Raw genomic sequence first — 21,706 nt, 5'->3', positions numbered from 1 at the left:
CCCCCAGATCCGCCTCGAGGTCCATCGACGGATCCACCATCTCCACCGGGTAACCGGTCTTGTCCGCCACCACTTCCTGCAGCGCGGTCCGCAGCACGGCGGCGTCGACGGCTGCGGAGGAGGCGGGTGTGTCGGCGGCGATCGGTGCGGTGAGGGTCGCCGGTGTGCTCGGTGCCGGCGGGGCCGGGGTGGGCGCGGAAACCGGGGCCGGGATCGGGGTGGGTGCGGGGGCAGCGGCCGACGTGGGAGTCGGCGTCAGCTGCGGTGCGGGGCGCGGCGGCAACGCCGGCAGGTCCGTCCGGGAGGACACCGCAGCGGTGGTGCCGGCGGTGGCGGGGGTGTCGAGTTCGGCCAGGTGGCCCAGGATTTCAGTGGCGCGGGCGTGGGTGTGGCTGATGGCCACCCCGTGATCCTTGACGGCCTCGACGGCGCGAACCATGCCGTCGTCGAGCTGAGCGGCGTTCAGGGCGCGGGCCAGTTCCCGGGCGAGTTCGAGTTGGCCGTCGAGGTAGTCGTTGTGGGTTGCCACGTGCTGCGACAGGGCGGTGTCGAGGCCGGTGGACTGCCCCGCGGGATGCGACACGGTGTTCTCCGTTGCTCGGATGGGCAGGGGGGTCGCGGCGACGGCGGGCGGCGCCGACGGGATCGGAAGCGGAGCGGAATGCGTGGCGGTCGGTTCCGGGATCGATGTGGCCGGCGTGGTGACCGGTGAGACCCGGTAGCCGTCCGCGAGTGCGTCGGCGTAGGCGCGGCGCCGCTGTTCGGGGGTGTATTCCGGGGCAGACAAGCTCACGCTCATCCCGCGACGCTCGACCGGCGCTGGGGGTACGTCGCGGTAGCGGTTGATGCCGTCGAGGGCCAGCCCGAGCACCGCGAGCTGGACCGCGGCCCGCTTGAGGCTGAGGTCGCTGTCGCCGAGCGGTCCGCCGTCGGTGGCGATGGCGACGACATCATCGCCAAGGGTGCGGCGCACCAGGGAGGTCAGGACCTGCTTGGGGCCGAATTCGACGAAGACCGTGCACCCGTCCTGCTTCATGTTTTCGAGTGCGGTGACGAACTCGACCGGTCGCAGGAGCTGCCCGACCAGGGTCGCGCGGTTGGTGTCGACGTCCGCCCCGTAGTGGGCGCCGGGTGAATTCGCGTACACCGGTGCGGCCGGTTCACCGATCCGCACCGCCGCGACGGCGGGTGCGAAGGCGGCGACGGCATGCCCGACGTACGGGGTGTGGAAGGCCGCCGACACCGGCAGCTCGCGGGTGGCGACGCCGCGGTCGGCGCAGGTGCGGGCCAACGCGGCGACCGCCTCGGTACCGCCGCCGACGACGATCTGATCGGGGGCGTTGTGGTTGCACACCCACACGTCGTCAAGGCCGGCGATCAGGGCGTCGACGTCGTCGCGGGTGGCGGCGACGGCGAGCATCGTGCCGGTCTCGGCGCCGGGCTGCGGTGCCATGGCCCGGCCGCGGGCGCGGGCCAGGGTGAAGAAGTCGTCGGTGGTCAGGGACCCGGCCGCCCACAGGGCAGTCAGCTCCCCGAAGCTGTGTCCGAGGTAGCCGTCGGCGGTGAAGCCCAGCTCGGTGAGGGCGCGGAATTGTCCGGCGGACAGCGCGCCGATGGCCGGCTGCGCGAATTCGGTGCGGCGCAGCAGGGTTTCCTGGGTGTCGCGGTCGGCCTCGTCGAAGACCGGCGGGGGGAACACGATCGCCCCGAGGCGCTGGGGTTCGCCGGCGAATGCTGCGTTGGCACGGTCGAAGGTGTCCGCGATCAGCGGATTGGCAAGTGCTGCGGCGGTTCCCATGTCGACGTACTGGCTGCCCTGGCCAGCGAAGAGGGCACCGATACGCAGGTCGGGTTGTGCGGAGGCGCGGTAGGAGATGCCCTCGGGGTGGTTCCAGGCCGTGGCATCGGGGTTGTTCGCGAGTTGGTCGGCGGCGAGTTCGCGCAGATGGGTCTCGTTGTCCTCGTCGAGGGAGACGAACCCGATCCGGACGTGATCGGTGGGGATCTGGCCGCCGTCCTGGGAGGGCTGGGTGCGGACGAGGTCGATGAGGGCGGTGACGTCGGGTGCGTGCCACAGGTGGGCGGTCGGGGCGGTGTGCAGGGTGCGCCGGTCCGCGATCGGGGTGGCGTGTTCTTCGAGGACGATGTGGAAGTTGGTGCCGCCGAATCCCATTGCCGAGGCGGCGGCGCGGCGGACGGGGCGCTCGGGATCGCGGATCCAGGGCCGGGTGCGGGTGTTGACGTAGTACGGTGCGGCCGCGGTGTCGATGGCCGGGTTGGGTTTGTCGACGTTGATGGTGCCGGGGAGCACGCGGTGGTATAGGCCGAGGGCGAGTTTCATGACGCTGGCGGTGCCGGCGGCACCCTTGGTGTGCCCGATCTGGGACTTGACGCTGCCGAGGGCGGCGAAGCGGGGTTCGTCGCTGGCGTCGGTGAGCAGGCCGCCGAGGGCGGTGAGTTCGGTGCGGTCGCCGACCGCGGTGCCGGTGGCGTGCGCCTCGAACAGTTCGACCGACGCCGGTGAGCAGTCCGCGTCCGTGTAGGCGCGGTCGAGTGCGACGCGTTGGCCTTCGGCGCGGGGGGCGTAGATGCTCTTGGAGCGGCCGTCGCTGGAGGAGCCGAGGCCTTTGATGACGGCGTAGATGCGGTTGCCGTCGCGCTCGGCGTCGTCGAGGCGGCGCAGCGCGAGCATGCTGATGCCCTCGCCGAGGATGGTGCCGTTGGCCTGGTCGGAGAAGGGGCTGATCCGCCCGGTCGGGGACAGTGCCCCGACCTTGCTGAAGCACATGTAGATGAAGATTGAGTTTTCGGTGTCCACTCCGCCGGTGATCATGGTGTCGGCGCGGCCGTCGAGCAGCTCGGCGATCGCGGTGCGCATCGCGGCCAGTGAGGCGGCGCAGGCGGCGTCGACGGTGCAGTTGATGCCGCCGAGCCCGAATCGGTTGGCGATTCGGCCGGCGACAACGTTCGCGAGCAGTCCGGGGAACGAGTTCTCTTCCCACGGTGCGAACGCGGTGACGAACTTGTCGGCGAGCGTGCCCGCGTCGGTGTCCGACAGTCCGCAGCTGCGGGCAACTTGTTTGAGTACCGGGGTCGACAGGCGCGCGGCGAGCGGATGCATCAGCGGCACCGGTCCGGTCGTGCCGAGCACGACGCCTGTCCGTGCCGGGTCGTACCAGGTCGAGTCCGGGGCGCCGGCGTCGGTGAGCAGGTCGCGAGCGACGCCGAGGCTCAGGGTCTGCATGGTGCTGGTGACTTCGAGTTGATTCGGGGGCAACCCGAATTCGAGGGGGTCGAAGTCGATGTCGGGGAGGAAGGCGCCGCGCCTCGAGTACGTCTTGTCCGGTGCGGTGCGGTCCTCGTCGTAGTAGTCGTCCAGGCTCCAGCGGGACTCGGGGACGTCCTCGGTGCAGTCGATGCCGTCGACGATGTTCTGCCAGTATTCGCGGTGGTTGCGGGCTTTGGGGAACAGTCCGGACATGCCGACGATGGCGATCGGGTTCCGTGCCAGTCGTCGGTCGTCGAGCCGATCGGGGGTTGCGGCGGTCACGAGGGGTCCTCTCGAGGTGCGGGCGGGCCGCTCAGGCGGCGATGGTGGTGGCGGTGGTGTGCGCGATCAGCTCGGCTGCGGCGGCCGCGAAGTGGCGGTGGCCGGTGGGGCTCGGGTGCAGCCCGTCGTCGGTCCACAGCTCGTCGCGGCCCCACTCGGGTGTCGTGGCGAGGTCGAGCAGCAGAGTGCCGGTGTGTGCGGTGACGCCGGCGAGTGCGTGGTTGGCTTCGGTGAAGCGGGTGCGCAGCAGGGTCTTGAAGTTGTCCGGGACCGGGAGGCGGGCGGGGATGTCGGGGTAGGTGGCCGTGAGCACGGTCGCGCCGGTGTCGGCGAGGGCGGTGAAGATGGTGCGCAGATTGCGCACGAAACGCGCCTCGTCGTAGTCGCTGACGAGGTCGTTGACACCGACGACGACCCCGATGAGTGGTGCCTTCGTGGTCAGGGCCGGGGTCAGTTGGGTGTGCACGACATCGGTGGTGGTGGCGCCGTGAGTGCCGAAGTTGTGCACCTTGGTGGCGCGCAGGCCCAGCTGAGTGGCCAGCCGCGGCGCCCAGCCGCGGTAGCCGCCGTGCGGGGCCGGGTCGCCGCGGCCCTCGACGAAGCTGTCGCCGAGCACGGTCAGGGCGTGGCCGCTCATGCCGGGGTCAGGTGTCGGTCGGATTCGGGCAGGTCGACCTCGGCGTACAGGTCGGCGAGGTTCTGCGGTGCAAAGAACTCCTCGCCCGGGATGCCGCCGGCGATGAGGCCGAAGAACTTCTTGGTGTAGGCCGGGCTCTTGGCGGCGGCCCGAAACACCGAGTCGTAGTAGGGCGTCAGGGTGAGTTCGGAGATACTCAGGGTCAACTCGTAGGTGCCGGCGCTCTGTTCGTCGCGGGTGCGCTGGTAGTCGGCGAGGGCCTCCTCCATCGGGCGACGGCCACTGAGTCCGTCGTCGATCCGCTCCGAGAGCAGCTCGGCGTACTTGAAGGCGTCGGTGATGCCCCAGCCGGTGAAGGGGTCCTTGTGGTAGCCGGCGTCGCCGACCAATGCCCAGCCCGGGCCGAAGGACTGCCGGTAGTAGTTGTCCGGGTACAGCATGGGCCGGAATTGTTCTTCACGGGTTCCGTGGTCTCGCAGGTCTTCTCCGTACTTCGGGTCGATGGCGTCGATGATCTCGTTGACGCCGGCGTCGGGGTCGGCCCGAAAGTCCCGGAACCGGCTGCGGGGCCGCATGACGGCGACCAGGCTCAGGTCGTCGTTGGTGGGCCAGGACGCGAACTGCTGGCGGCCGAATCCGGTGCGGTGGTGCATGCCCCAGTCGATGCCCGAGTAGTAGGAGTAGTAGACGAAGCATCCGCCCGGTGCCCCGCGGTAGGTGTCGGCGCCGACCTTCGATGCGACAATCGAGTTCGCCCCGTCCGCGCCGACGACGATCGGAGCGCGGAATTCCAGTGCCGTCCCATCGCCCTCGGTGCCGCGGATGCCGACGACGCGGCCGTCGTGTTCGACCAGGTCGGTGACCTTGAACCGTTCGATCACCTCGACTCCGGCCTCAGCGGCGGCCTCGATGAGGATCTTGTCCAGAACGGTGCGGCGCGGGCAGTACACGGCATCGATGCCGTCGATGGGGTCGGCGAAGCCGTCGAGGGCGATGTCGGTGTAGGAGAAGTTCAGGTGCCGGATCGGTGGGCAGCCGGTGGCGACGACCTCGTCCAGCAGCCCCCAGTCCTTCAGGCGCGAGAGGCCAGCCTGGTGGATGTAGTGGGTGGAGACGGTGTCGCTGGGGAAGCTGGCGCGGTCCACCGCGAGCACCCGGTATCCCTTACGGGCGAGGAGCATCGCCAGCGGTGAGCCGGCTACCCGGGCGCCGACAACAATGACGTCATACATTTTCACGGTTCTCCTGTTTTCGCGTTTCGCGGTCACCATGTCTGGGAACGAGTATTCTTCGGCTCGTACCGTTCCTCTATTCCCGGAGCGGGTGAATGATCGGGCGATCGTCGGTGACTATCGGCGGAAAAACAATTCGAATGTCTTCACCGGAAATTCGACCTACCGTGGCCTCGAATTCACACTCTCGCCGCGTACATGTCATTAACCTCGGTGAGGTACGTGTTTTCGATTTCAGTTCGTCGCAGTTTCAGCGACGAGGTCAACAGTCCGGCCTCGACGGTGAAGTCGCCGTCGACGACCCGGAATTCACGGATCGACTCGGCCCGGGAGACGAGGCTGTTGGCGTCGTCGACGGCGCCCTGCAACTCGTCTCGAAGACAGGCATCGTCCCGGTCGGCCGCGGCGCCGGTGTCCTGCCGCCAGGCCGCCCAGCGGTCGGCGTCGAGGGTGAGCAGGGCGCAAATGTAGGCGCGGCCCTCACCGAGGACGATGCAGTTGCTCACCAAGGGGTGCAGCCGGAGCCGGTCTTCGAGGGGGGTGGGGGCGACGTTCTTTCCGCCGCTGGTGACGAGGATTTCCTTGCGTCGTCCGGTGATCCGGAGATAGCCGTCGGTATCGAGTTCCCCGATGTCACCGGTGTGCAACCAGCCGTCGCGGTCGATCGGGGTCTTGTCGGCGGCAGCGCCCCAGTATCCGGGGGTCACGTTGGCGCCCTGGATCAGGACCTCGCCGTCGTCGGCGATCGCGACCGTCGTCCCGGGAATCGGACGACCCACGGTCTCGAGCCGGTTGGTGACCGGCTCGTTGACGGTGACGGCGGTGGCGGTTTCGGTCATCCCGTAGCAGTTGAGGATGTGCAGGCCGCAGGCCGCGAAGAACCCGGCCGTCGTGGTGTCGAGGGAGGCACCGCCGGAGATGACGTGGGTGAGCCGGCCGCCGAGCAGGTCGACGACCGGGCCCACGGGCTGCCCGGAGTCGGTCTGGCCGCGCAGGATGGCGATCCCCCTTTCGACCGCCGCCTTTTCGCCGCCGGTGGGCAGTAGACCGCGGGCAGCCTTGCGGATCTTCTCGAGCGCGTAGGGCACGAGGGCGAGGAACGTCGGCCGCACTCGGGGCAGCACCGGCACCAGTTCGGGGATGGCCGGCAGCAGGTGCGTGCGGGTGCCGCCGATCAGGCAGGCGAACAGGATCGTCTGACCGAACACGTGCGCGAGTGGAAGCGCGTGAACGGTCACGGCCTGCCCGCGCTCGTCCCCGCCGAACATGTCGCCGGTGTGAAGGACGGTGTTGGCGGCCGAGGCGAACATGTTGCGGTGGGTGAGAATGCATCCCTTGGCGGAACCTGTTGTACCGCTGGTGTAGACGATCATGGCGTGATCGTCCGCCCGGACGGCAGCGGTCCGGGCGTCGAGCTCGTCGCCCTCGTCACCGTGGGACCAGGTGGCGACTTCGGTGAACCCCCACACCGTCGTCGCGCCGGCCTCGGTCAGCCGCGCCGCGTCGTGCTCGGTTTCCGCAGCGAAGTAGGTGGCACCGGAGTCGGTGAGGATGTGCGCGATCTGCGTGTCGGACGACGTCGGGTACACCGGCACCACCACCGCACCGATGGCGAGGGCAGCGAGATCCACCAGCGCCCACTCGACGCCGGTCCGCCCGAGGACCGCGACCCGATCACCCACCTGGACACCGCGTTCGACGAACACCGATGCCAGCGCCCGGATGCGGGCGTCGAGCCGAGCACAGGTGAGTTGCTCACCGTCTGCTCCCGCGCACAGGGCGATCCGGTCGGGTGCATCGGCAGTGGCGCCACGCACCACCGAATACAGTCCCGATTCGTCGGGCAGTTCGACACCATTTCCAGAAAACGACACAGAGTTCATGGAGATAATTGTTCGGCAACCGTCACGGGTAGGCAATGAACTTTTAACTAATGCCCGAACGTATATTTCTATCGCCGAAATCAAATAGCGACAAGCCCGTTCTTCATTCTCGACGATTCGTCGAAATGGTCGATACAATCGAGAAAGGAACACACCGCAGGATTGGTTTCCTCGGCCCGCCACACCGCATACAAGTCGATCGTGGGAATCGGGTCGAACAGCTTCACCGCCACCGAACTGGTGCCCATCGCGAGGAGGCCTCCCGAGGAGGCCCGGGGCAAGGACGCGAATCCCACCAGAGACTTGACCGACACCATGTGTGCCGTTGCGCCCGGATCATCCGCCATCTGAACGACGTTGAGGGAGATCCTGCTGTCCGATGCGGCACCGAAGATCGAGTCGTACATCGCCGGGCACTGCTCGCGGGCGAACATGACACACGGTTGGGCGGCGAGTTCAGCGAACGGTACACCGGGCCGTCCCGCCCAGCTGTGCCCCTCCCCCACGACGGCCACCAGCGGGATGTTCCGCAGGACGCGCCGGTATCGGAATTCCGCGGTGCGCGGATGACCGTAGACAAGGGCGATGTCGAGGCAACCGTCCGCGAGGCCGTCGAGTTGTGGCCCAGTACGTTTCTCCCACAAGGACACTACGACGTCGGGATGGGCGGTGCTCATCCGCGCCAGTGCGGACGGCAGCACGTGTCGGCTCGCCGGCATGTTGTAGCCGATATTCAACGTGCCGGAACGACCGTCCGCGGTCGCCCGGGCGATCTGGGCGGCCTTGTCCATCTGCGCGATGATCAACCGGGCCTGGACCTCGAATTCCCGGCCCGAGGCTGTGAGCTTCACCTCGTGTGACGTGCGCGCGACCAACCGCACCCCGAGGGACTTCTCCAACTTCTGCAGGTGCGCGCTCAGCGACGGTTGGGTCAGATGCAACCGCGCCGCAGCCCTTCCGAAATGCAGATCTTCGGCAATAGTGATGAACGAGACGAGATGTCTGAATTCCACAGTCACTCCCCAGTAGCTCGTAACCGAAACGCTAGCGGGGTGCCATAACTCCGGGTGAACTGCGCGCGCACGTACCGAGCAGCGCTCATGAGCACTGCGTGAACCAGACCCTGCCCGTCCTGTCGTGTATCCGGTTGGTACCGGATACACCCGCCCACGATCACAGCCTACGAGGACGGCGGCTTCTTTGAGGCTCGGCGCCGCGGTGCAGCGGTGCCGGCTTCGCCACGGGATCCGGTGCGCCGTTTCAATCGCAGAGCCGGCCGGGGTGGTCGACACCGCTGCCTCCCCAGTTTTGTCGGGCTTCGGCGTACCCGGCGTGATCTGGTCGAGCACCAATGCCGTCCCACCGACCGCCGCCGTAGTCCGAGGAGATTTCGCGAATGGCCTCCCTCTACCTATTACGATGCGCGCAAGATCGATCGAGGTAAGTGCGGATCTGACGGGGATTCAGGTGTTGCGCCGGTGCACCACGATGCGGCCGCCGTTCTTCGGCGTGAACGCGACCCCGCGTGAGTGCCACTTCTCACCTGGCGCCGTTGTGGTCTCGATGTCGAAATGCCGCAGTATCGTTCGGAGCACCACATCCATCTCCATGTTGGCGAATGTCGCCCCCACACAGCGTCGGGTCCCGCCGCCGAACGGTATCCAGGCGTTCGTGTGGGGTCGGACGCCGACGAACCGTTGGGGATCGAACTTTCTGGGGTCAGGAAATGCTGCTGCATCCTTATGTATCGCCGAAATGCTGACCATTATCGAGTACCCCTGTGGGATTACCCATTCGCCGATCTCGAACACGGGCGCGTACACGTGCCGGCCGGCGAAGTCGATAACGGTGGCAGTCCGCTGCACCTCGAGAATGGCCGCTTGGCGCAGTTCGCTGTCGTCTGTGTCCGCCTCGGAGGCCAGCGCGGTGAGCGCCTCCGGGTGCCGACTCAGCCGCTCGAAGGCCCACGCCAGGGTGGATGCTGTGGTTTCGTGGCCGGCGGCCAGCAACGTGAGCAGCTCGTCGCCGATGTCCTGGCGCGACATGACCGAACCGTCCTCGTAGGTGCTGCGCAACATCATCGCGAGAACATCTGTGCGGTCATCGAGGATCGGGTCGGATTCGGCGTTGTTGATCAACTTGTCGATGATGGCGTCGTATTGACGCCGCTTCTCGGCGGCCTGACCCCAGGGGGTGTAGCGACCGTAGGTGCGCTTCCGTGTGGAAAGCACTGCCAGTCGTGAACTCAGCGTGACCCATGGCGGTATGAGCCGTCGCAGTTCGTCCAATTCCGCTCCGTCGGCCCCGAACACTGCGCGCAAGATGACGTTGAGGGTGATCCGCATCATCGGCTCGAGGGTTTCGAACTCTTTGCCCTCCGGCCAGTCGACCGTCTCGTGCAGCGTCTCTTCCTCGATGATCTGCTCGTAGTTCTTGATGCTCTTGCCGTGGAACGGTGGGGTCAGCAGCCGTCGGCGCTTGCGGTGATCCGCACCGTCGAGAGCGAATACCGAGCCTGGACCTAGCACCCTGCTCAGGTTGGGCTGGATGTTGCCGACGACGGTGGGGTTGGCGGTGAAGATTTGCTTGGCAAGCCCCGGATCGGCGATCACCACGGTTCCGCCGAATAGCGGCAGGTTGAGGGTGAAGGCCTTGCCGTAGCGGCGGGCGATGTTCTCCATCGTTCGTCGTCGGGAGAGCGTGAAGGCAATACTCTGCACGGCCTTCGGGATGCGTGGTGCAGGTGGCAGTCGTACCGCGGGCAGCGGGAGTGCGCCCTGCTGGTCGACAGGTGGTGCTTCGCTCATCCGGTGCAACGTCCTAACGGTCGCGTGATACCGCGTGTACCACGGGTGTGTCGAGTACGGTACCGAGTAGTACCAAAGTTCTTGCCGGTCGAGGCTGCACCGCCGAGTGATTGTGCGGCGAGCAGAAGTTCGTCGCGTTGTATTTTTTCGTTGATGGTCGAGGTCTGCGGTTCCTGCCGTGGCATAGGTACCAACTGAGGCAGCCCCGTCCCCCTGGCCCCGTCCACCGGACCCTTCGATCGCAGGAATGGCCTGTGGCGCCGCTCACCCTCACCGAAGCCGACCCGCAGCGGGTCCACACCCGACCAATGATCTCGACCCGAACACCTCGAGGGATCCTCACTCCTTCGCCAGCGGAACGTTGCGCATTGTGACCAGCGCGGTGGCGCAGTGCGTTTCGCCGGCGTAGACGTCGGCCGTGGCGACGGTGATCGCGCGGCCGGGTTTGAGGACGTGTCCGCGCGCGGTGATGGTCTCGCCCTCGGCCGGTGCCAGCAGCTTGACGGTGTAGTCGGCGGTCATGTTCACCCAGCCGACGGGTAGCAGCGTGCCGGCGGCAGCGCCGGCGGCGAAGTCCGCCAGCGCGCCGATGACGCCGCCCTGGAAGAGACCGTTGTGTTCGGTGAGCTCCGTGCGGTACGGCTGTACGAGCTCGACCTCGCCGGGCGCGATGTGGCCGAAATGGAAGCCGAGATGCATGGCCGCGGGCATGGTCAGGACCGCCGTTTTCACGAACTGTTCAAACTCGGGATTCGTCGCGTTCAACATCGAAACCGCCTTCCAGGTAGCGTGTCTTGGCCTCAGTTCGCATGATCTTTCCGCTGCTTGTCTTCGGGAGCCGGCCGGCCGCGCTCAGTACGAGGTCCGTCACGGCGATTTCGTGCTCACGGACAATCGCCGCGCGGATCGAGCCGGCGATGTCGGGCAGCTCCTCGCGGACCTCGGCGATGACCACGAGCCGTTCGGTATCAACGCCTGGAACCGCGAATGCGGCGCACCCTCCGGGGCGCACCGCCGGATGCGCCGACTGGGCGGTCAGCTCGATATCGTGTGGGTAGAAGTTGCGGCCCCGGATGATGATCAGATCCTTGAGCCGTCCGACTACATACAGTTCGTCGTCGATCACGACCCCGAGATCGCCCGTGCGTAGGTATCCGTCAGCGAACGCATCCGGATTGGGCCCGTTCCAGTAACCTCGCGCGACTTGCGCGCCGGCCACCCAAATTTCGCCGATCCGGTTCGGCACCGACAGCGCCCGCGTCTGCGGGTCGACGATTCGGATGTCCGCCTCGGGAATTCCGGACCCGACAAGTGTCCGGCCCCTGCCCTGCACGATGTGTCCGCGGCCGAGCTCGTCGCTGTCGGCCTCGAGGAATCTGGGGCCGCGACCTTTTCGGCTACCGCTGACGAACAGCGTCGCCTCCGCCAGGCCGTAGCACGGGTACAGGGCGTTCGGGTCGAACCCGAACGGGGCGAACGTCTCGGCGAATCTGCGCAGCGAGTCCGGCCGAATAGGTTCCGCCCCGTTGAATGCGACCCTCCAGCTGCTCAGGTCGAGGGCTGGACGATCGGCGCGTTGTGCATGTGCGACGCAGGCATCGAACGCGAAGTTCGGCCCACCACTGGAGTGGGCACGGTACTTCGAGATCGCCGACAACCACAGCAACGGTCTGCGAATGAACACCCGAGGCGACATCAGGTAGCTCGTCGCACCGAGGTGCATGGGCTGCAGGACGTTGCCGATCAAGCCCTGGTCGTGGAACAGCGGAGCCCAACCGACGAACGTCGACTTCTCGTTGTGGCCCATTGCTCGCTGGATCTGCTCCTGATTCGCGGCGAGATTTCCGTGCGAGACCATCACGCCTTTGGGGGCCGACGTCGATCCGGACGTGTACTGCAGGAAGGCGACGGACGCGGCGTCGCACTGCTCGGGATGAAAGTCCGAGCCGGGGTCGATGTCGTCGATGCTGGTAAGCACGATCGCCGGGTCGCAGTCGGTGATGATGCTACGAGTGGCGTCCCGGATCCGGCCGTTGCGGGGTGGACTCGCCGGCACGGCAATCACGTGAGCGTAGAGGCATCCGAAGTAGGCAACGATAAAGTCGAGTCCGGGCGGGAACATCAGTATCGCGCGGTCGCCGGGTTCGCACCGCTCGCGCAGGTACGCGGCGACACCGAGTGCGCGGGAGTACAGCTCACTGTAGGTGAGAACCTGGTCCTCCGCGCCGCGCTCGTCGAGGAAGACGTAGGCACGATCGTCTGGCTGATTCGCGGCGCGGGCTTGCAGGATGTCAGGAAGTACTCGCATCGTCCGTCCTCTCGATCGGTCTGGCGGAGGCCGGATTCACATCCGAGCGCCAGGCGAGCTCGACGACCACGTCGTGGATGTCGCATAGAGGAAGGGTTGCCCCACAGTTCGCCCTTGCCGATGGCCGCATCGGCAGCGGTTCAGAGCCCGGACGGACGCGGTCCAGCCTGCGGGCGAACGATGTCGCGCCGCCGGCAGGTGGAATCGGCGGGAGGTTCACAGCGCCACCGCGAGATGCTTCAGACCGCGCACGATCAGGCTGTGGTCCTGCCACTGATGTTGGTCGGTCAGTAGTCTCAGGTCCTTGGCGCGCCGATACAGGGTTTCGAGGGCGACCTGCGCCTGCAGTTCGGCGAGCGCCCCGCCGAGACATCCGTGCATGCCGTGACCGAATGCGAGGTGCTCGCGGGGGTTGCGGGTGATGTCGAAGCGATCCGGGTCGGCGAACACCTCGGGATCACGGTTGGCGGCACCCAAGCACAGCAACACCTGATCGCCCGCACGGATCTGGTCGACGTCGCGGGTGGCTACCCGCTTCGTGAGTTGCAGCGGGCTGTCGTAGCGCAGCGTTTCGGTGACGGCACCTTTCGCGAAGTCGGGTCGCGCCTGCAGCCGCAGGTGTTGCGCCGGGTTCCGCAGGAGCGCGAGTAGCCCATTTCCGATGAGGGCTTGGGTTGTCTCGTTGCCTGCGACGAAGCACATGATGCACACGAAGGTCACCTCTTCGTCGCTCAACCTGTCGCCGCCCGCGGTTTCCGCGGCCAGAAGCCGGCTGATCAGGTCCTCGCGCGGGTGTGCCCGCCGCTGCGCGATCTCCCCGGCCAGGGCCTGCGCGAACTCCTCGACGGCGGCCCGTACGCGGGTCAAGTCGTCGCCCGTCATCAGCCCCGGCTCGAGCAGGAACCGGATCTCGTGTGTCCACTGCCCGACCTGGACGCGCATACCATCCGGCAACGCCAGCCAGTCGCACATCACCCGCAGCGGCAGCGGCGCCGCGAGATCGGCGATGGCATCCATGCCACCATGCCGGTGAGCATTCTCGACGAGCTCCTCGGCAACGGCGGCGATGGCGGGCCGAAGCGCGGCAACAGCGTGCGCCGTGAATACCCGGTTCACGAGCGCGCGCAGCCGCGCGTGGTCCGGATTGTCGGTGAACACGAGCGACTTGGTCGCCAGCCGCTCGATCGGCCCCATCGCGCCGCGCACGTGCCGGTCGGCCTGCCGGCGGATCAACTGCGGGATCAGCCCCGCGCTGAACGAACGGTCGAGCATCACCGCCCGCACGTCGGCGTGGCGAGTCAGCACCCACATGCCGAGCACCTTGTGCGCCGGCGCCTCGCGCAGCTGCCGGTATACCGAATAGGGGTCGCGCCGGACATCGGCACCGAACGGATTGAACCTCATCCGAAATGCTTATCGCCGTGGGGCCGGAGGACAATTCGCAGCAGGCAGATCTTGCCCATCCGGAAACCCAGAGCCGACAATTTCAGGTACCGCTCGTAGCGGGCGACCACATCGGCGCCGACCAGTTCGACGGCTTCGGTGCGGTGCCGGCGCAGTCGCCGCGCCCACTGCTCACAGGTCCAGGCGTAGTCGAGCCTCCCGTTGTGGACCGATTCGACCTCGAAGACCCCCTCGACGGCGGACGCGATCTCCGCGAACGTCGGCAGGTCGGCGTTCGGGAAGATTTCCTGCTGCAGGAACGGATTGGCGCTCTCGCGGGACATGTTCGCGTAGGCGATGGTCTGCAGCGACATCCTGCCGTCGCCGTGCAGCCAGCCGCGGCACCGGGTAAAGAAGTCGCGATAGACCCCAATCTTCTCGGCGATCGAATCACCAGGTGTTGCGAAGTGCTCGAACGCGCCGATCGAGATAATGCCGTCGAAACGGTCGGCGGGGTCGTAGTCCCGCCAGTTCTCGAGACGCACGTCAACGCCGGGGTATGCGCGTGAGCGCACGTACGCCGCCTGTTCGTCGCTGAGCGTGAGGCCGACCGCGCGGTCGACACCGTGGTCCGACAGCCGTTTCAGAATCGCGCCCCACCCACACCCGATGTCGAGCACCCGTGTCGCGTTCTCGGCGCGCACCGCATCCAGGTGGAATCGCAGCTTCCGATCCTGCGCCGCCTCGAGAGTGTCGTCGGTGCCACTGCGGATCGCGCACGAGTAGGTGAGCGAGTTGTCCAGCCACAGACTGTAGAAGCTGTTCCCGACGTCGTAGTGGTGCCGGATGGCGGTGGCCGCGTCCATCTACACCACGTCCTGCCGAAGGTGCTGGTGCACGTATTCGCCGACAGCGTGCAGAGTCGGGTTCTCGAACAATTCCTCCGGCGGTAGGTCGACGCCGTAGCGCTCCTCGATCTCGATCAGCAGCGACACCGCCAGCGGCGAGTCCAGACCGAGACGGTCGAAGTCCGCATGCGGATCGAGGGAGTCAGGTGCGACCGCGAGTAGGTTCGCGAGGTACTGCTGGCACCACTGGACGATGTCTTCGCGAGTCATGTTCGATCGTATCCTTACGCTGCTGTGCGCTTTGCGTGCATGCGCTCTTTGGTGGGCAACCCGACGTCCCGGGCCAGACCGAGTACGGCGAGAGTTCTGATCAACCAGTAGCCCGGATCGGGCCGGTACCAGTCGAGTCCGAAGGACGCCGACTCGGGGAAGGCGTGATGGTTGTTGTGCCACGATTCACCGAACGAGACCAGGGCGAAGATTCCGCCGTTGCGGCTGTTTTCCCGGGACCGGTACGGACGTGTGCCGTACATGTGGAGAAGCGAATTGATTGCCCAGATGATGTGCTCGAGAACGAAGATGCGGACCAGGCCGCCCCACAGAAATCCGCTCACGATGCCCGTCCAGCTCTGATACACCAGCCCGCCAATGATCGCCGGGACCAGCAGGCCGAGCGCGACCCAGTAGTAATAGAGGCGAGCAACTTTCATCAGCGACCGATTCTTGAGCAGGTCGGGTGCGTAGTGTGCGATGTTCGGGTACTCGTGGCGGCGCATCCACAACAAGTGCGAATGCGCCAGGCCGCGAGCACGGCCCAGGAAACTGTCACCGCAGAGGTTGGGCGAGTGCGGGTCTCCGTCACGATCGCTGCACTCATGATGGCGCCGGTGAATGGCCACCCAGGACACCATCCCGCCCTGCCCGGCCATAGAACCGGCGATCGTCAACGCGGCCTGCACCGAGGACGAGGCCTTGAAGGTGCGGTGCGTGAACAACCGGTGGTAGCCGACGGTGATTCCCAGTCCGGTCACCACCCACATCACGAAGAGCAAGACCACGTCCGTCACACCCACGGGGCGCACCCAGGCAAACCCTATCGCGGCCGCTACACCGAAGAACGGCAGTACGTCGAACAACAGAAAATGGCGTGTCTGCAAACGATGCAGGTAGGGGTTGCTGACGGTCTTACGTTTCGAACTCGGTTCAGTCATAGTCGATCCCCGATGAGTCGATCCCCGATGAGTCGATCCCCGATGAGTGTGGCAAGTGTGTGTGCGGATCACTGTGCCGAACCATCGGGTCGTCAGCATGTCGGGTTCGCGGTTCCTATTGCACAAGTGCGACCGCTGATCCATCCTTCGGACCGGTACTTCATCCGGTTCGGGAGAGACATGCGCTCTCTCGGACCGCCGCCTTCCTTCACATGCGTGTGATCCCGAGTGACATCTGCCTCGGAGCGCGCCGCGAATTGCCGACACCTCGATCGTCTGCATCGGCGCTGGTGGGGCCTGGGAAACCAAGTGGTCGATGGGCGCAGATCGACGAGTATCAGTTGCTCGGGGTCGATCACCATTACGTGTCGGATTCACATCTTGTGCTATCTACTGGTCATGACTTCCACACCGAGTGATCCGCCCGTGGGGGCGACTGTGTCCGCGATCCGCGCCGTGGCGCCAAGGCTCGCGCCGAGCGAGCGCCGGGTGGCCGAGGTGTGTGTGGAGCGGCCGCGGGAGGTGGCCTGGTGGTCGGCCGCGGACGTCGCGGAACAGGCCGGGACGTCGACGGCGACGGTGATCCGGGCCTGCCAGAACCTGGGGTTTAAGGGGTTTCAGCACCTGCGGATGCTGCTGCTGCGCGATCTCGGTGCGGTGGGCGCATCTGCTGCGGACGCGGATTCGGGTGAGCGGTCCGGGGCCGGACTGCTGCGGACCGTGTTCACGGAACTGGCCACTGAGCTCGGGGGCGCGCTGGCGCCGCTGGACGAGGACGCGTTCGAGCGGGCGGTGCAGGCGCTGGCCACCGCGGAGCGGGTGCTGGTCGTCGGCAACGGCGGCTCGGGTCCGTCGGCGGCGGCGGTGGCAGTCCGGTTCCTGGCGAACGGCCGGCCCGCGGAGGCGCCGAGTGACGCGGTGATCCAGCAGCTCACCGCTGCGCAGCTCACCTCGCGGGACGTGCTGCTCGCGGTCAGCGACAGCGGGCTCAACTCGGTGACGCTGCGGCCGGCCGAGGCGGCGCGGGGAGCGGGGGCCACGGTGATCGGGGTGACCAGCTACGCGAAGTCCACGCTGGTGGAGCTGTCCGACATCGGACTGGTGGTCGGTGGCGGCAGCGGGCCGTGGGGCGGGCTGGGCGCGTCGGCCACGGTGGTGCAGGTGGCGTTCCTGATCGGGCTACAGGTCGCGGTCTGCCAGCGGCGGGGTGGCTCGGCCGAGGCCGCCGCCGCGGCGTTCAAACACACGGTGCCGCTGATTGATTCATAACGCGCACCGCCCCGGCGGGGTTTGCGGCAAGCGTTGCGCCAACCATCACCGGCGGTTGGCGCGGCGTTCGGCCGACGTTTACTTTAGCCAGGCTAACTTCCCCTGTAACCAGGATTCCCGACTCTTCGAGATCGGGTAACGCGATTTCATCGGGAGAAGGCCATGGGCAGGATTCGGATCGAGAATCTGAGTCGAACATTCGGAGGCGTCACCGCCGTCGACAACATCGACCTCGACATCGGTGACGGCGACTTCCTGGTCCTGCTCGGGCCCAGCGGTTGCGGGAAGACCACGCTGCTGCGGATGCTCGCGGGCCTGCTCGAACCGACCGGCGGCCGGATCCTCCTCGACGACGAGGACATCACGACGGCCCCCGCACGCAGGCGCGACGTCGCGATGGTGTTCCAGAACTACGCCCTGTACCCGCACTTGAGTGTCGCGAAGAACCTCGCGTTCCCGTTGCGGGTGAAGAAGATCCGCAAGACGGAGGCCGCGGAACGCGTCGAGGCCGTCGCGCAGCAACTCGACATCGCGCACCTGCTCACCCGGAAGCCGAAGGAGTTGTCGGGCGGGCAGCGGCAGCGCGTGGCGGTGGGCCGCGCCATCGTCCGGAACCCCAAGGCGTTCCTCATGGACGAACCGCTGTCGAACCTCGATGCCAAGTTGCGCACCGCGACCCGCCGGGAACTGACCGAACTCCACCGGCGACTCCGGGCGACGTTCGTCTACGTCACCCACGACCAGGTCGAGGCGATGACGATGGCGACTCGGATCGCGCTGCTGAACAACGGTGCCCTCGAACAACTCGGCACCCCCGAGGACGTCTACGACCGGCCGGCGTCGGTATTCGTCGCCGGCTTCCTCGGCAGCCCCGCGATGAACCTGCTCGATGCGCGGGTCGCCGCCGTGCGCGGCACGGTCGTCGCGAGCGCGGATGGTGTGCACGCAAGTCTGTGGCCGGGGGAGACCGAGGGCCGCGACATTGTGCTCGGCATCCGCCCCGAGCATCTGCGGATCGCCGACCCGTCCGGCGACCTGCCGGTGCGGTTGTCGGTGGACGTGACCTCGATCGAGAACCTCGGCAGTGAGCAGGTCGCGTATTGCAAGGTCGGCGGCGGCACGGTGTGCGTGCGCGCGCCGCGCCCGATTCGGTTGCGCCCGAACCGGTCCGTCGTCCTCACCGCCGACCCGGCGCACCTGCATCTCTTCGACCGGGCCACCGGGCGCCGCCTCGAATGGGTGGACGTCCCGGAGACTCCAGACCCCCACTCGCCGGTTCGCCCCGCGGTGAACCGGCCCACCGCAGAATCTTTCGTAACAGGAGCAGTGTGATGCGTAGAACGAAACTCGCGGCAGTCCTGGTGGCGGCCGTGGCCGCGGCCACCCTGGCCGGATGCGCCACCGGCGGCGGCGCGGCCGGACCCGGCTCCGGGGGCGACCCGGTGCCCGAACTCGACCCGAACCAGCAGGTGGACATCGTCTTCGAGTCCTACAACCTGGCGCAGGCCGGGCTGTGGTCCGACGTGATCAACGGGCTGATCGCCGACTTCGAGGTCGAGCACCCGAACATCCACGTCAAGGGACAGCCGCCGCAGGGCGGCGGCACCGTGGGTTCGGGCACGGCGAGCAGCGTCCAGACCCAGATGCTGGCCGGCTCGCCGCCCGACGTCGCCCAGCTGACCTTCGACACCCTCGACTTCGCGGTCAACCAGCTCGGGGCGCAGTCCCTCGACGCCCTGGCAGGCAAGGATGCCGTCCAGGCGAACTTCGCCGGCACGCACCCGTTCCACCCGCGGGCGGCGACGCTCGGCGACTGGGATGGCGAAACCTACGGCATCCCGTACGTGTTCTCCACGCCCATCCTGTTCTACAACGCCACAGCGCTGGCGAAGGCCGGGCTGCCCGCGGACGCCGACCTGTCGACGTGGCCGAAGGTGGCCGCCGCCGCCAAGGCCGTCACGGCCGCGACGGGCAAGCCGGCGCTGTCGGTGTCCTGCTCGGTCAAGGGCGGCAACTGGTGCATGCAGGCGCTGTTCCGGTCCGCCGGCGGCAACGTGTTGTCCCAGGACCGCAAGACCATCGAATTCGGTACGCCCGAATCGGTGTCGGCGGTCACGATGCTGCGGCAGCTGTTCGACGACGGCGTACTCGCCAACGTCGACTCGGCCGGACAGATGGAGAGCTTCGCCAAGGGCGACGTGTCCATGCAGCTGATCACGTCGGCCGTCCAGGGCATGTATCTCAAGTCGGCGGCGGCGGGCGGCTGGGATCTGCGGGCCGCACCACTGCCGGCGTTCGAGGGCCGTCAGGCCGTGCCCACCAATTCCGGGTCGGCGTTGTTCACCTTCTCGCAGGAACCGGCGAAGCAGCGGGCGTCCTGGGAGTTCATCAAGTTCATGACGAGCGATCACGCCTACACCGAGATCTCCAGCAAGATCGGATACCTACCGCTGCGGACCTCGCTGACCCAGGACCCCGCGTCGTTGAAGTCGTGGGCCGACGGCAACCCGCTCCTCGCCCCGAACCTCGGTCAGCTCGACCGGCTCGAGCCGTGGAAGTCCTACCCCGGCAACAGCTACGTTCAGGCCGACGACATCCTCGCCCAGGCGGTGGAGGACTCCGTCTTCTACGGCAAGGACCCCACGCCCACCATGGCGGCCGCGCAGCAGCGCGTGCAGGAACTCATCCGATAAGCACCATGAACAGAACGAGACACCCGATCATGACAAGCACTCTGCCGACTTCGGCGAATCATCGGCGCCTAAACCTCAACGGCGCCTATAACTTCCGGGACCTCGGTGGTTTCGCCGCCGGTCCCGGAGCGGTGACCAGGTGGAACAAGCTCTTCCGCTCGGACGCCCTGCACCGGCTTGACGACTCGGCCCGCGGCATTCTCCGGGAGCGGGGCCTTGCCCTCGTCATCGACCTGCGGGAACAGCAGGAACTCGCCGATGCACCCAGCGCCCTCGACGGCGTCGGGCACCGGGGCCTGCACCTGCCGGTGTACGAGGGCGAGATCGATCTGGACGGCGCCAATTACGATCTCGCGACGGTGTACCGCGAGATGATCGCGAAGCACGGACAGCGGTTGACCCGGGCGGTCCGGGCGATCGCCGCCTCAGGTGATGCTCCCACCGTCGTGCACTGCACCGCAGGCAAGGATCGCACCGGACTGGTCATCGCGCTGACCCTGACCGCGGTCGGGGTCGACCGGCGTGACGTGGTCGCCGACTACGCGATGACCGAGATTATGCTGGCCGGCGACTGGTCGCTGGCGATGGCGGAGAAGATGCGGTCGCGCGGACTTCCCGACGCCGTCGACGTCGACCACCTGGTCGGCGCGAGTCCCGCCGCCCTGATGCGCGCGACCCTGGACTCGATCACCCACTCCCACGGCGGGGTTCGCGAGTACCTGCTGGCCCACGGCATGACCGCGGCCGAACTCGACGACCTGCGCGCCGCGCTCGTCGTCTGATCCACTTTTCCCGAGGAGAACCACCGATATGTCCCAGTACGGCGAACCCGACCACTACATCCTGCACGTCAGCGACACCCACTTCGTCACCGACGGTGACCTGCTGCACGACCGCGTCGACAGCGACGCCAACCTCTCCCGGCTGTTCGAGCGGCTCGAGAAGACCGGGCAGCGCCCCGAAGCCATCGTGTTCACCGGCGACCTCGCCGACGCGGGGGAGCCCGAGGCGTACGTGCGGTTGCGCCGGATCGTCGAGCCCGCCGCGGAGCGTCTCGGCGCGAAGGTGATCTGGGTGATGGGCAATCACGACGCCCGGCCCGCCTTCCGGAGCGGCCTGCTCGACGCCGAACCCACGCAGGACTCGGTCGACGCAGTCGTCGACGTCGGCGGACTGCGGATCATCGTGCTGGACAGCACGGTTCCCGGGTTCCATCACGGTCTGATCAGCGACGAGCAACTCGCGTGGCTCACCGGCGTCCTCGCGGAGCCGGCCCCGCACGGTACTCTGCTCGCCCTGCACCATCCGCCGGTCCCGGGTCTGCTCGACGCCATCGAGCCGGTGGAGCTGAAGGATCAGCATCGACTCGAGACGGTGCTGGCGGGCACCGACGTCCGCGGGATCCTCGCCGGACACCTGCACTACTCCACCACGTGCACCTTCGCCGGGATCCCGGTGTCGGTGGCATCGGCGACCTGCTACACCCAGGACCTGCTCGTCGACCAGGGCGGCATCCGCGGCCAGGACGGCGCGCAGGGGTTCAACATGGTGCACGTCTACCGCGACCGCGTCCTGCACACCGTCGTCCCGCTGGAGGTGTCGCCCACCGTGTACGAGATGAGTGCGGACGAGATCCGGGCCTCGATTGAGCAGCTCACGACCGGCGCGGCGCGGTAGCCGATGTTCGTCGAAGTTCCCGCCACGGCCGAGCGGGCCGGCCCGGCTGACGCTGCTCACCCTGGCGACCTGGACCGTTTGGTCACCGTCCGCCGATTCCCGGCCGGCCGCTTCGCCCGCGGCCTGACGCCATACCTGTACCTGCTGCCCGCGGTCGTGCTGCTGATCGTCTGGATCTACAAGCCGCTCGCCGAAACCGTCGGGCTCT

Annotated in this window: 17 protein-coding genes and 1 pseudogene; 6 read left to right on the top strand and 12 right to left on the bottom strand. The window is 67.2% G+C overall.

Annotated features, from left to right (window positions below):
- The 12 genes from P3H15_RS48390 to P3H15_RS48335 form a co-directional block, all read right to left on the bottom strand.
- The coding region (locus tag P3H15_RS48390; RefSeq protein ID WP_276143862.1) for a beta-ketoacyl synthase N-terminal-like domain-containing protein at positions 1–3,550 on the bottom strand (3,550 nt) is incomplete at its 3' end.
- A gap of 31 nt (positions 3,551–3,581) precedes the next feature.
- Positions 3,582–4,187 (bottom strand): SGNH/GDSL hydrolase family protein, encoded by a 606-nt coding sequence (locus tag P3H15_RS48385; protein WP_276143861.1) that lies wholly within the window; start codon positions 4,185–4,187, stop codon positions 3,582–3,584.
- Entirely contained in the window at positions 4,184–5,419 is a 1,236-nt protein-coding gene (locus P3H15_RS48380) for an NAD(P)/FAD-dependent oxidoreductase (protein ID WP_276143860.1), read from the bottom strand. The genes P3H15_RS48385 and P3H15_RS48380 overlap by 4 nt, the downstream gene beginning before the upstream one ends.
- Before the next feature lie 179 nt (positions 5,420–5,598).
- A complete protein-coding gene (locus tag P3H15_RS48375; protein WP_276143859.1) occupies positions 5,599–7,302 on the bottom strand; it encodes a long-chain fatty acid--CoA ligase in 1,704 nt (567 codons plus the stop codon).
- Between the two features lie 80 nt (positions 7,303–7,382).
- Positions 7,383–8,315 (bottom strand): LysR family transcriptional regulator, encoded by a 933-nt coding sequence (locus P3H15_RS48370; RefSeq protein WP_276143858.1) that lies wholly within the window; start codon positions 8,313–8,315, stop codon positions 7,383–7,385.
- 450 nt (positions 8,316–8,765) lie between these two features.
- Complete coding sequence (locus P3H15_RS48365) at positions 8,766–10,109, bottom strand: cytochrome P450 (RefSeq protein ID WP_276143857.1); 1,344 nt, start codon at positions 10,107–10,109, stop codon at positions 8,766–8,768.
- Positions 10,110–10,448: 339 nt separating this feature from the next.
- Positions 10,449–10,877 (bottom strand): PaaI family thioesterase, encoded by a 429-nt coding sequence (locus tag P3H15_RS48360; protein WP_276143856.1) that lies wholly within the window; start codon positions 10,875–10,877, stop codon positions 10,449–10,451.
- A complete protein-coding gene (locus P3H15_RS48355) occupies positions 10,849–12,417 on the bottom strand; it encodes a fatty acyl-AMP ligase (RefSeq protein WP_276143855.1) in 1,569 nt (522 codons plus the stop codon). Before P3H15_RS48355 ends, P3H15_RS48360 begins: the two co-directional genes overlap by 29 nt.
- A 216-nt stretch (positions 12,418–12,633) precedes the next feature.
- On the bottom strand, positions 12,634–13,821 hold the full coding sequence (locus tag P3H15_RS48350) for a cytochrome P450 (RefSeq protein ID WP_276143854.1): 1,188 nt from the start codon (positions 13,819–13,821) through the stop codon (positions 12,634–12,636).
- Positions 13,818–14,666 carry a cyclopropane-fatty-acyl-phospholipid synthase family protein gene (locus P3H15_RS48345; RefSeq protein ID WP_276143853.1) on the bottom strand — a complete coding sequence of 283 codons (849 nt, stop codon included), beginning with the start codon at positions 14,664–14,666 and terminating at the stop codon, positions 13,818–13,820. The genes P3H15_RS48350 and P3H15_RS48345 overlap by 4 nt, the downstream gene beginning before the upstream one ends.
- Positions 14,667–14,918 carry an acyl carrier protein gene (locus P3H15_RS48340; RefSeq protein WP_276143852.1) on the bottom strand — a complete coding sequence of 84 codons (252 nt, stop codon included), beginning with the start codon at positions 14,916–14,918 and terminating at the stop codon, positions 14,667–14,669. It abuts the gene before it with no gap.
- A gap of 14 nt (positions 14,919–14,932) precedes the next feature.
- Positions 14,933–15,859 (bottom strand): fatty acid desaturase, encoded by a 927-nt coding sequence (locus tag P3H15_RS48335; RefSeq protein WP_276143851.1) that lies wholly within the window; start codon positions 15,857–15,859, stop codon positions 14,933–14,935.
- Positions 15,860–16,258: 399 nt separating this feature from the next.
- Here P3H15_RS48335 and P3H15_RS48330 point away from each other — a divergent pair, with 399 nt between their 5' ends.
- The 6 genes and pseudogenes from P3H15_RS48330 to P3H15_RS48305 all read left to right on the top strand — a co-directional run.
- The gene (locus P3H15_RS48330; protein ID WP_276143850.1) at positions 16,259–17,128 is read left to right on the top strand and encodes a MurR/RpiR family transcriptional regulator; all 870 of its coding nucleotides are present in this window, start codon (positions 16,259–16,261) and stop codon (positions 17,126–17,128) included.
- A gap of 162 nt (positions 17,129–17,290) precedes the next feature.
- Entirely contained in the window at positions 17,291–18,460 is a 1,170-nt protein-coding gene (locus P3H15_RS48325) for an ABC transporter ATP-binding protein (protein ID WP_276143849.1), read from the top strand.
- Positions 18,460–19,821: an extracellular solute-binding protein gene (locus P3H15_RS48320; RefSeq protein WP_276143847.1), complete on the top strand. Its 1,362-nt coding sequence runs from the start codon at positions 18,460–18,462 to the stop codon at positions 19,819–19,821. The genes P3H15_RS48325 and P3H15_RS48320 overlap by 1 nt, the downstream gene beginning before the upstream one ends.
- 29 nt (positions 19,822–19,850) lie before the next feature.
- The gene (locus tag P3H15_RS48315; RefSeq protein WP_276143846.1) at positions 19,851–20,603 is read left to right on the top strand and encodes a tyrosine-protein phosphatase; all 753 of its coding nucleotides are present in this window, start codon (positions 19,851–19,853) and stop codon (positions 20,601–20,603) included.
- Positions 20,604–20,631: 28 nt separating this feature from the next.
- On the top strand, positions 20,632–21,498 hold the full coding sequence (locus P3H15_RS48310) for a phosphodiesterase (protein WP_276143845.1): 867 nt from the start codon (positions 20,632–20,634) through the stop codon (positions 21,496–21,498).
- A gap of 3 nt (positions 21,499–21,501) precedes the next feature.
- Positions 21,502–21,706: pseudogene (locus P3H15_RS48305) on the top strand (sugar ABC transporter permease); the annotation flags it as partial.

Source organism: Rhodococcus sp. T2V, assembly GCF_029269925.1.
Taxonomy (GTDB): domain Bacteria; phylum Actinomycetota; class Actinomycetes; order Mycobacteriales; family Mycobacteriaceae; genus Rhodococcus_F; species Rhodococcus_F koreensis.
Note: the sequence above shows the minus strand (reverse complement) of the source record. Positions and strands in the feature narration are given on the sequence as shown.

What these genes read in the sequence shown, in the direction of transcription:
- P3H15_RS48380 (WP_276143860.1), bottom strand. Translation starts at nt 5,419, where the DNA reads ATGTATGACGTCATTGTTGTCGGCGCCCGGGTAGCCGGCTCACCGCTG.
- P3H15_RS48365 (WP_276143857.1), bottom strand. Translation starts at nt 10,109, where the DNA reads ATGAGCGAAGCACCACCTGTCGACCAGCAGGGCGCACTCCCGCTGCCC.
- P3H15_RS48340 (WP_276143852.1), bottom strand. Translation starts at nt 14,918, where the DNA reads ATGACTCGCGAAGACATCGTCCAGTGGTGCCAGCAGTACCTCGCGAAC.
- P3H15_RS48310 (WP_276143845.1), top strand. Translation starts at nt 20,632, where the DNA reads ATGTCCCAGTACGGCGAACCCGACCACTACATCCTGCACGTCAGCGAC.
- P3H15_RS48335 (WP_276143851.1), bottom strand. Translation starts at nt 15,859, where the DNA reads ATGACTGAACCGAGTTCGAAACGTAAGACCGTCAGCAACCCCTACCTG.
- P3H15_RS48345 (WP_276143853.1), bottom strand. Translation starts at nt 14,666, where the DNA reads ATGGACGCGGCCACCGCCATCCGGCACCACTACGACGTCGGGAACAGC.
- P3H15_RS48355 (WP_276143855.1), bottom strand. Translation starts at nt 12,417, where the DNA reads ATGCGAGTACTTCCTGACATCCTGCAAGCCCGCGCCGCGAATCAGCCA.
- P3H15_RS48350 (WP_276143854.1), bottom strand. Translation starts at nt 13,821, where the DNA reads ATGAGGTTCAATCCGTTCGGTGCCGATGTCCGGCGCGACCCCTATTCG.
- P3H15_RS48330 (WP_276143850.1), top strand. Translation starts at nt 16,259, where the DNA reads ATGACTTCCACACCGAGTGATCCGCCCGTGGGGGCGACTGTGTCCGCG.
- P3H15_RS48320 (WP_276143847.1), top strand. Translation starts at nt 18,460, where the DNA reads ATGCGTAGAACGAAACTCGCGGCAGTCCTGGTGGCGGCCGTGGCCGCG.
- P3H15_RS48315 (WP_276143846.1), top strand. Translation starts at nt 19,851, where the DNA reads ATGACAAGCACTCTGCCGACTTCGGCGAATCATCGGCGCCTAAACCTC.
- P3H15_RS48325 (WP_276143849.1), top strand. Translation starts at nt 17,291, where the DNA reads ATGGGCAGGATTCGGATCGAGAATCTGAGTCGAACATTCGGAGGCGTC.
- P3H15_RS48375 (WP_276143859.1), bottom strand. Translation starts at nt 7,302, where the DNA reads ATGAACTCTGTGTCGTTTTCTGGAAATGGTGTCGAACTGCCCGACGAA.
- P3H15_RS48360 (WP_276143856.1), bottom strand. Translation starts at nt 10,877, where the DNA reads ATGTTGAACGCGACGAATCCCGAGTTTGAACAGTTCGTGAAAACGGCG.
- P3H15_RS48385 (WP_276143861.1), bottom strand. Translation starts at nt 4,187, where the DNA reads ATGAGCGGCCACGCCCTGACCGTGCTCGGCGACAGCTTCGTCGAGGGC.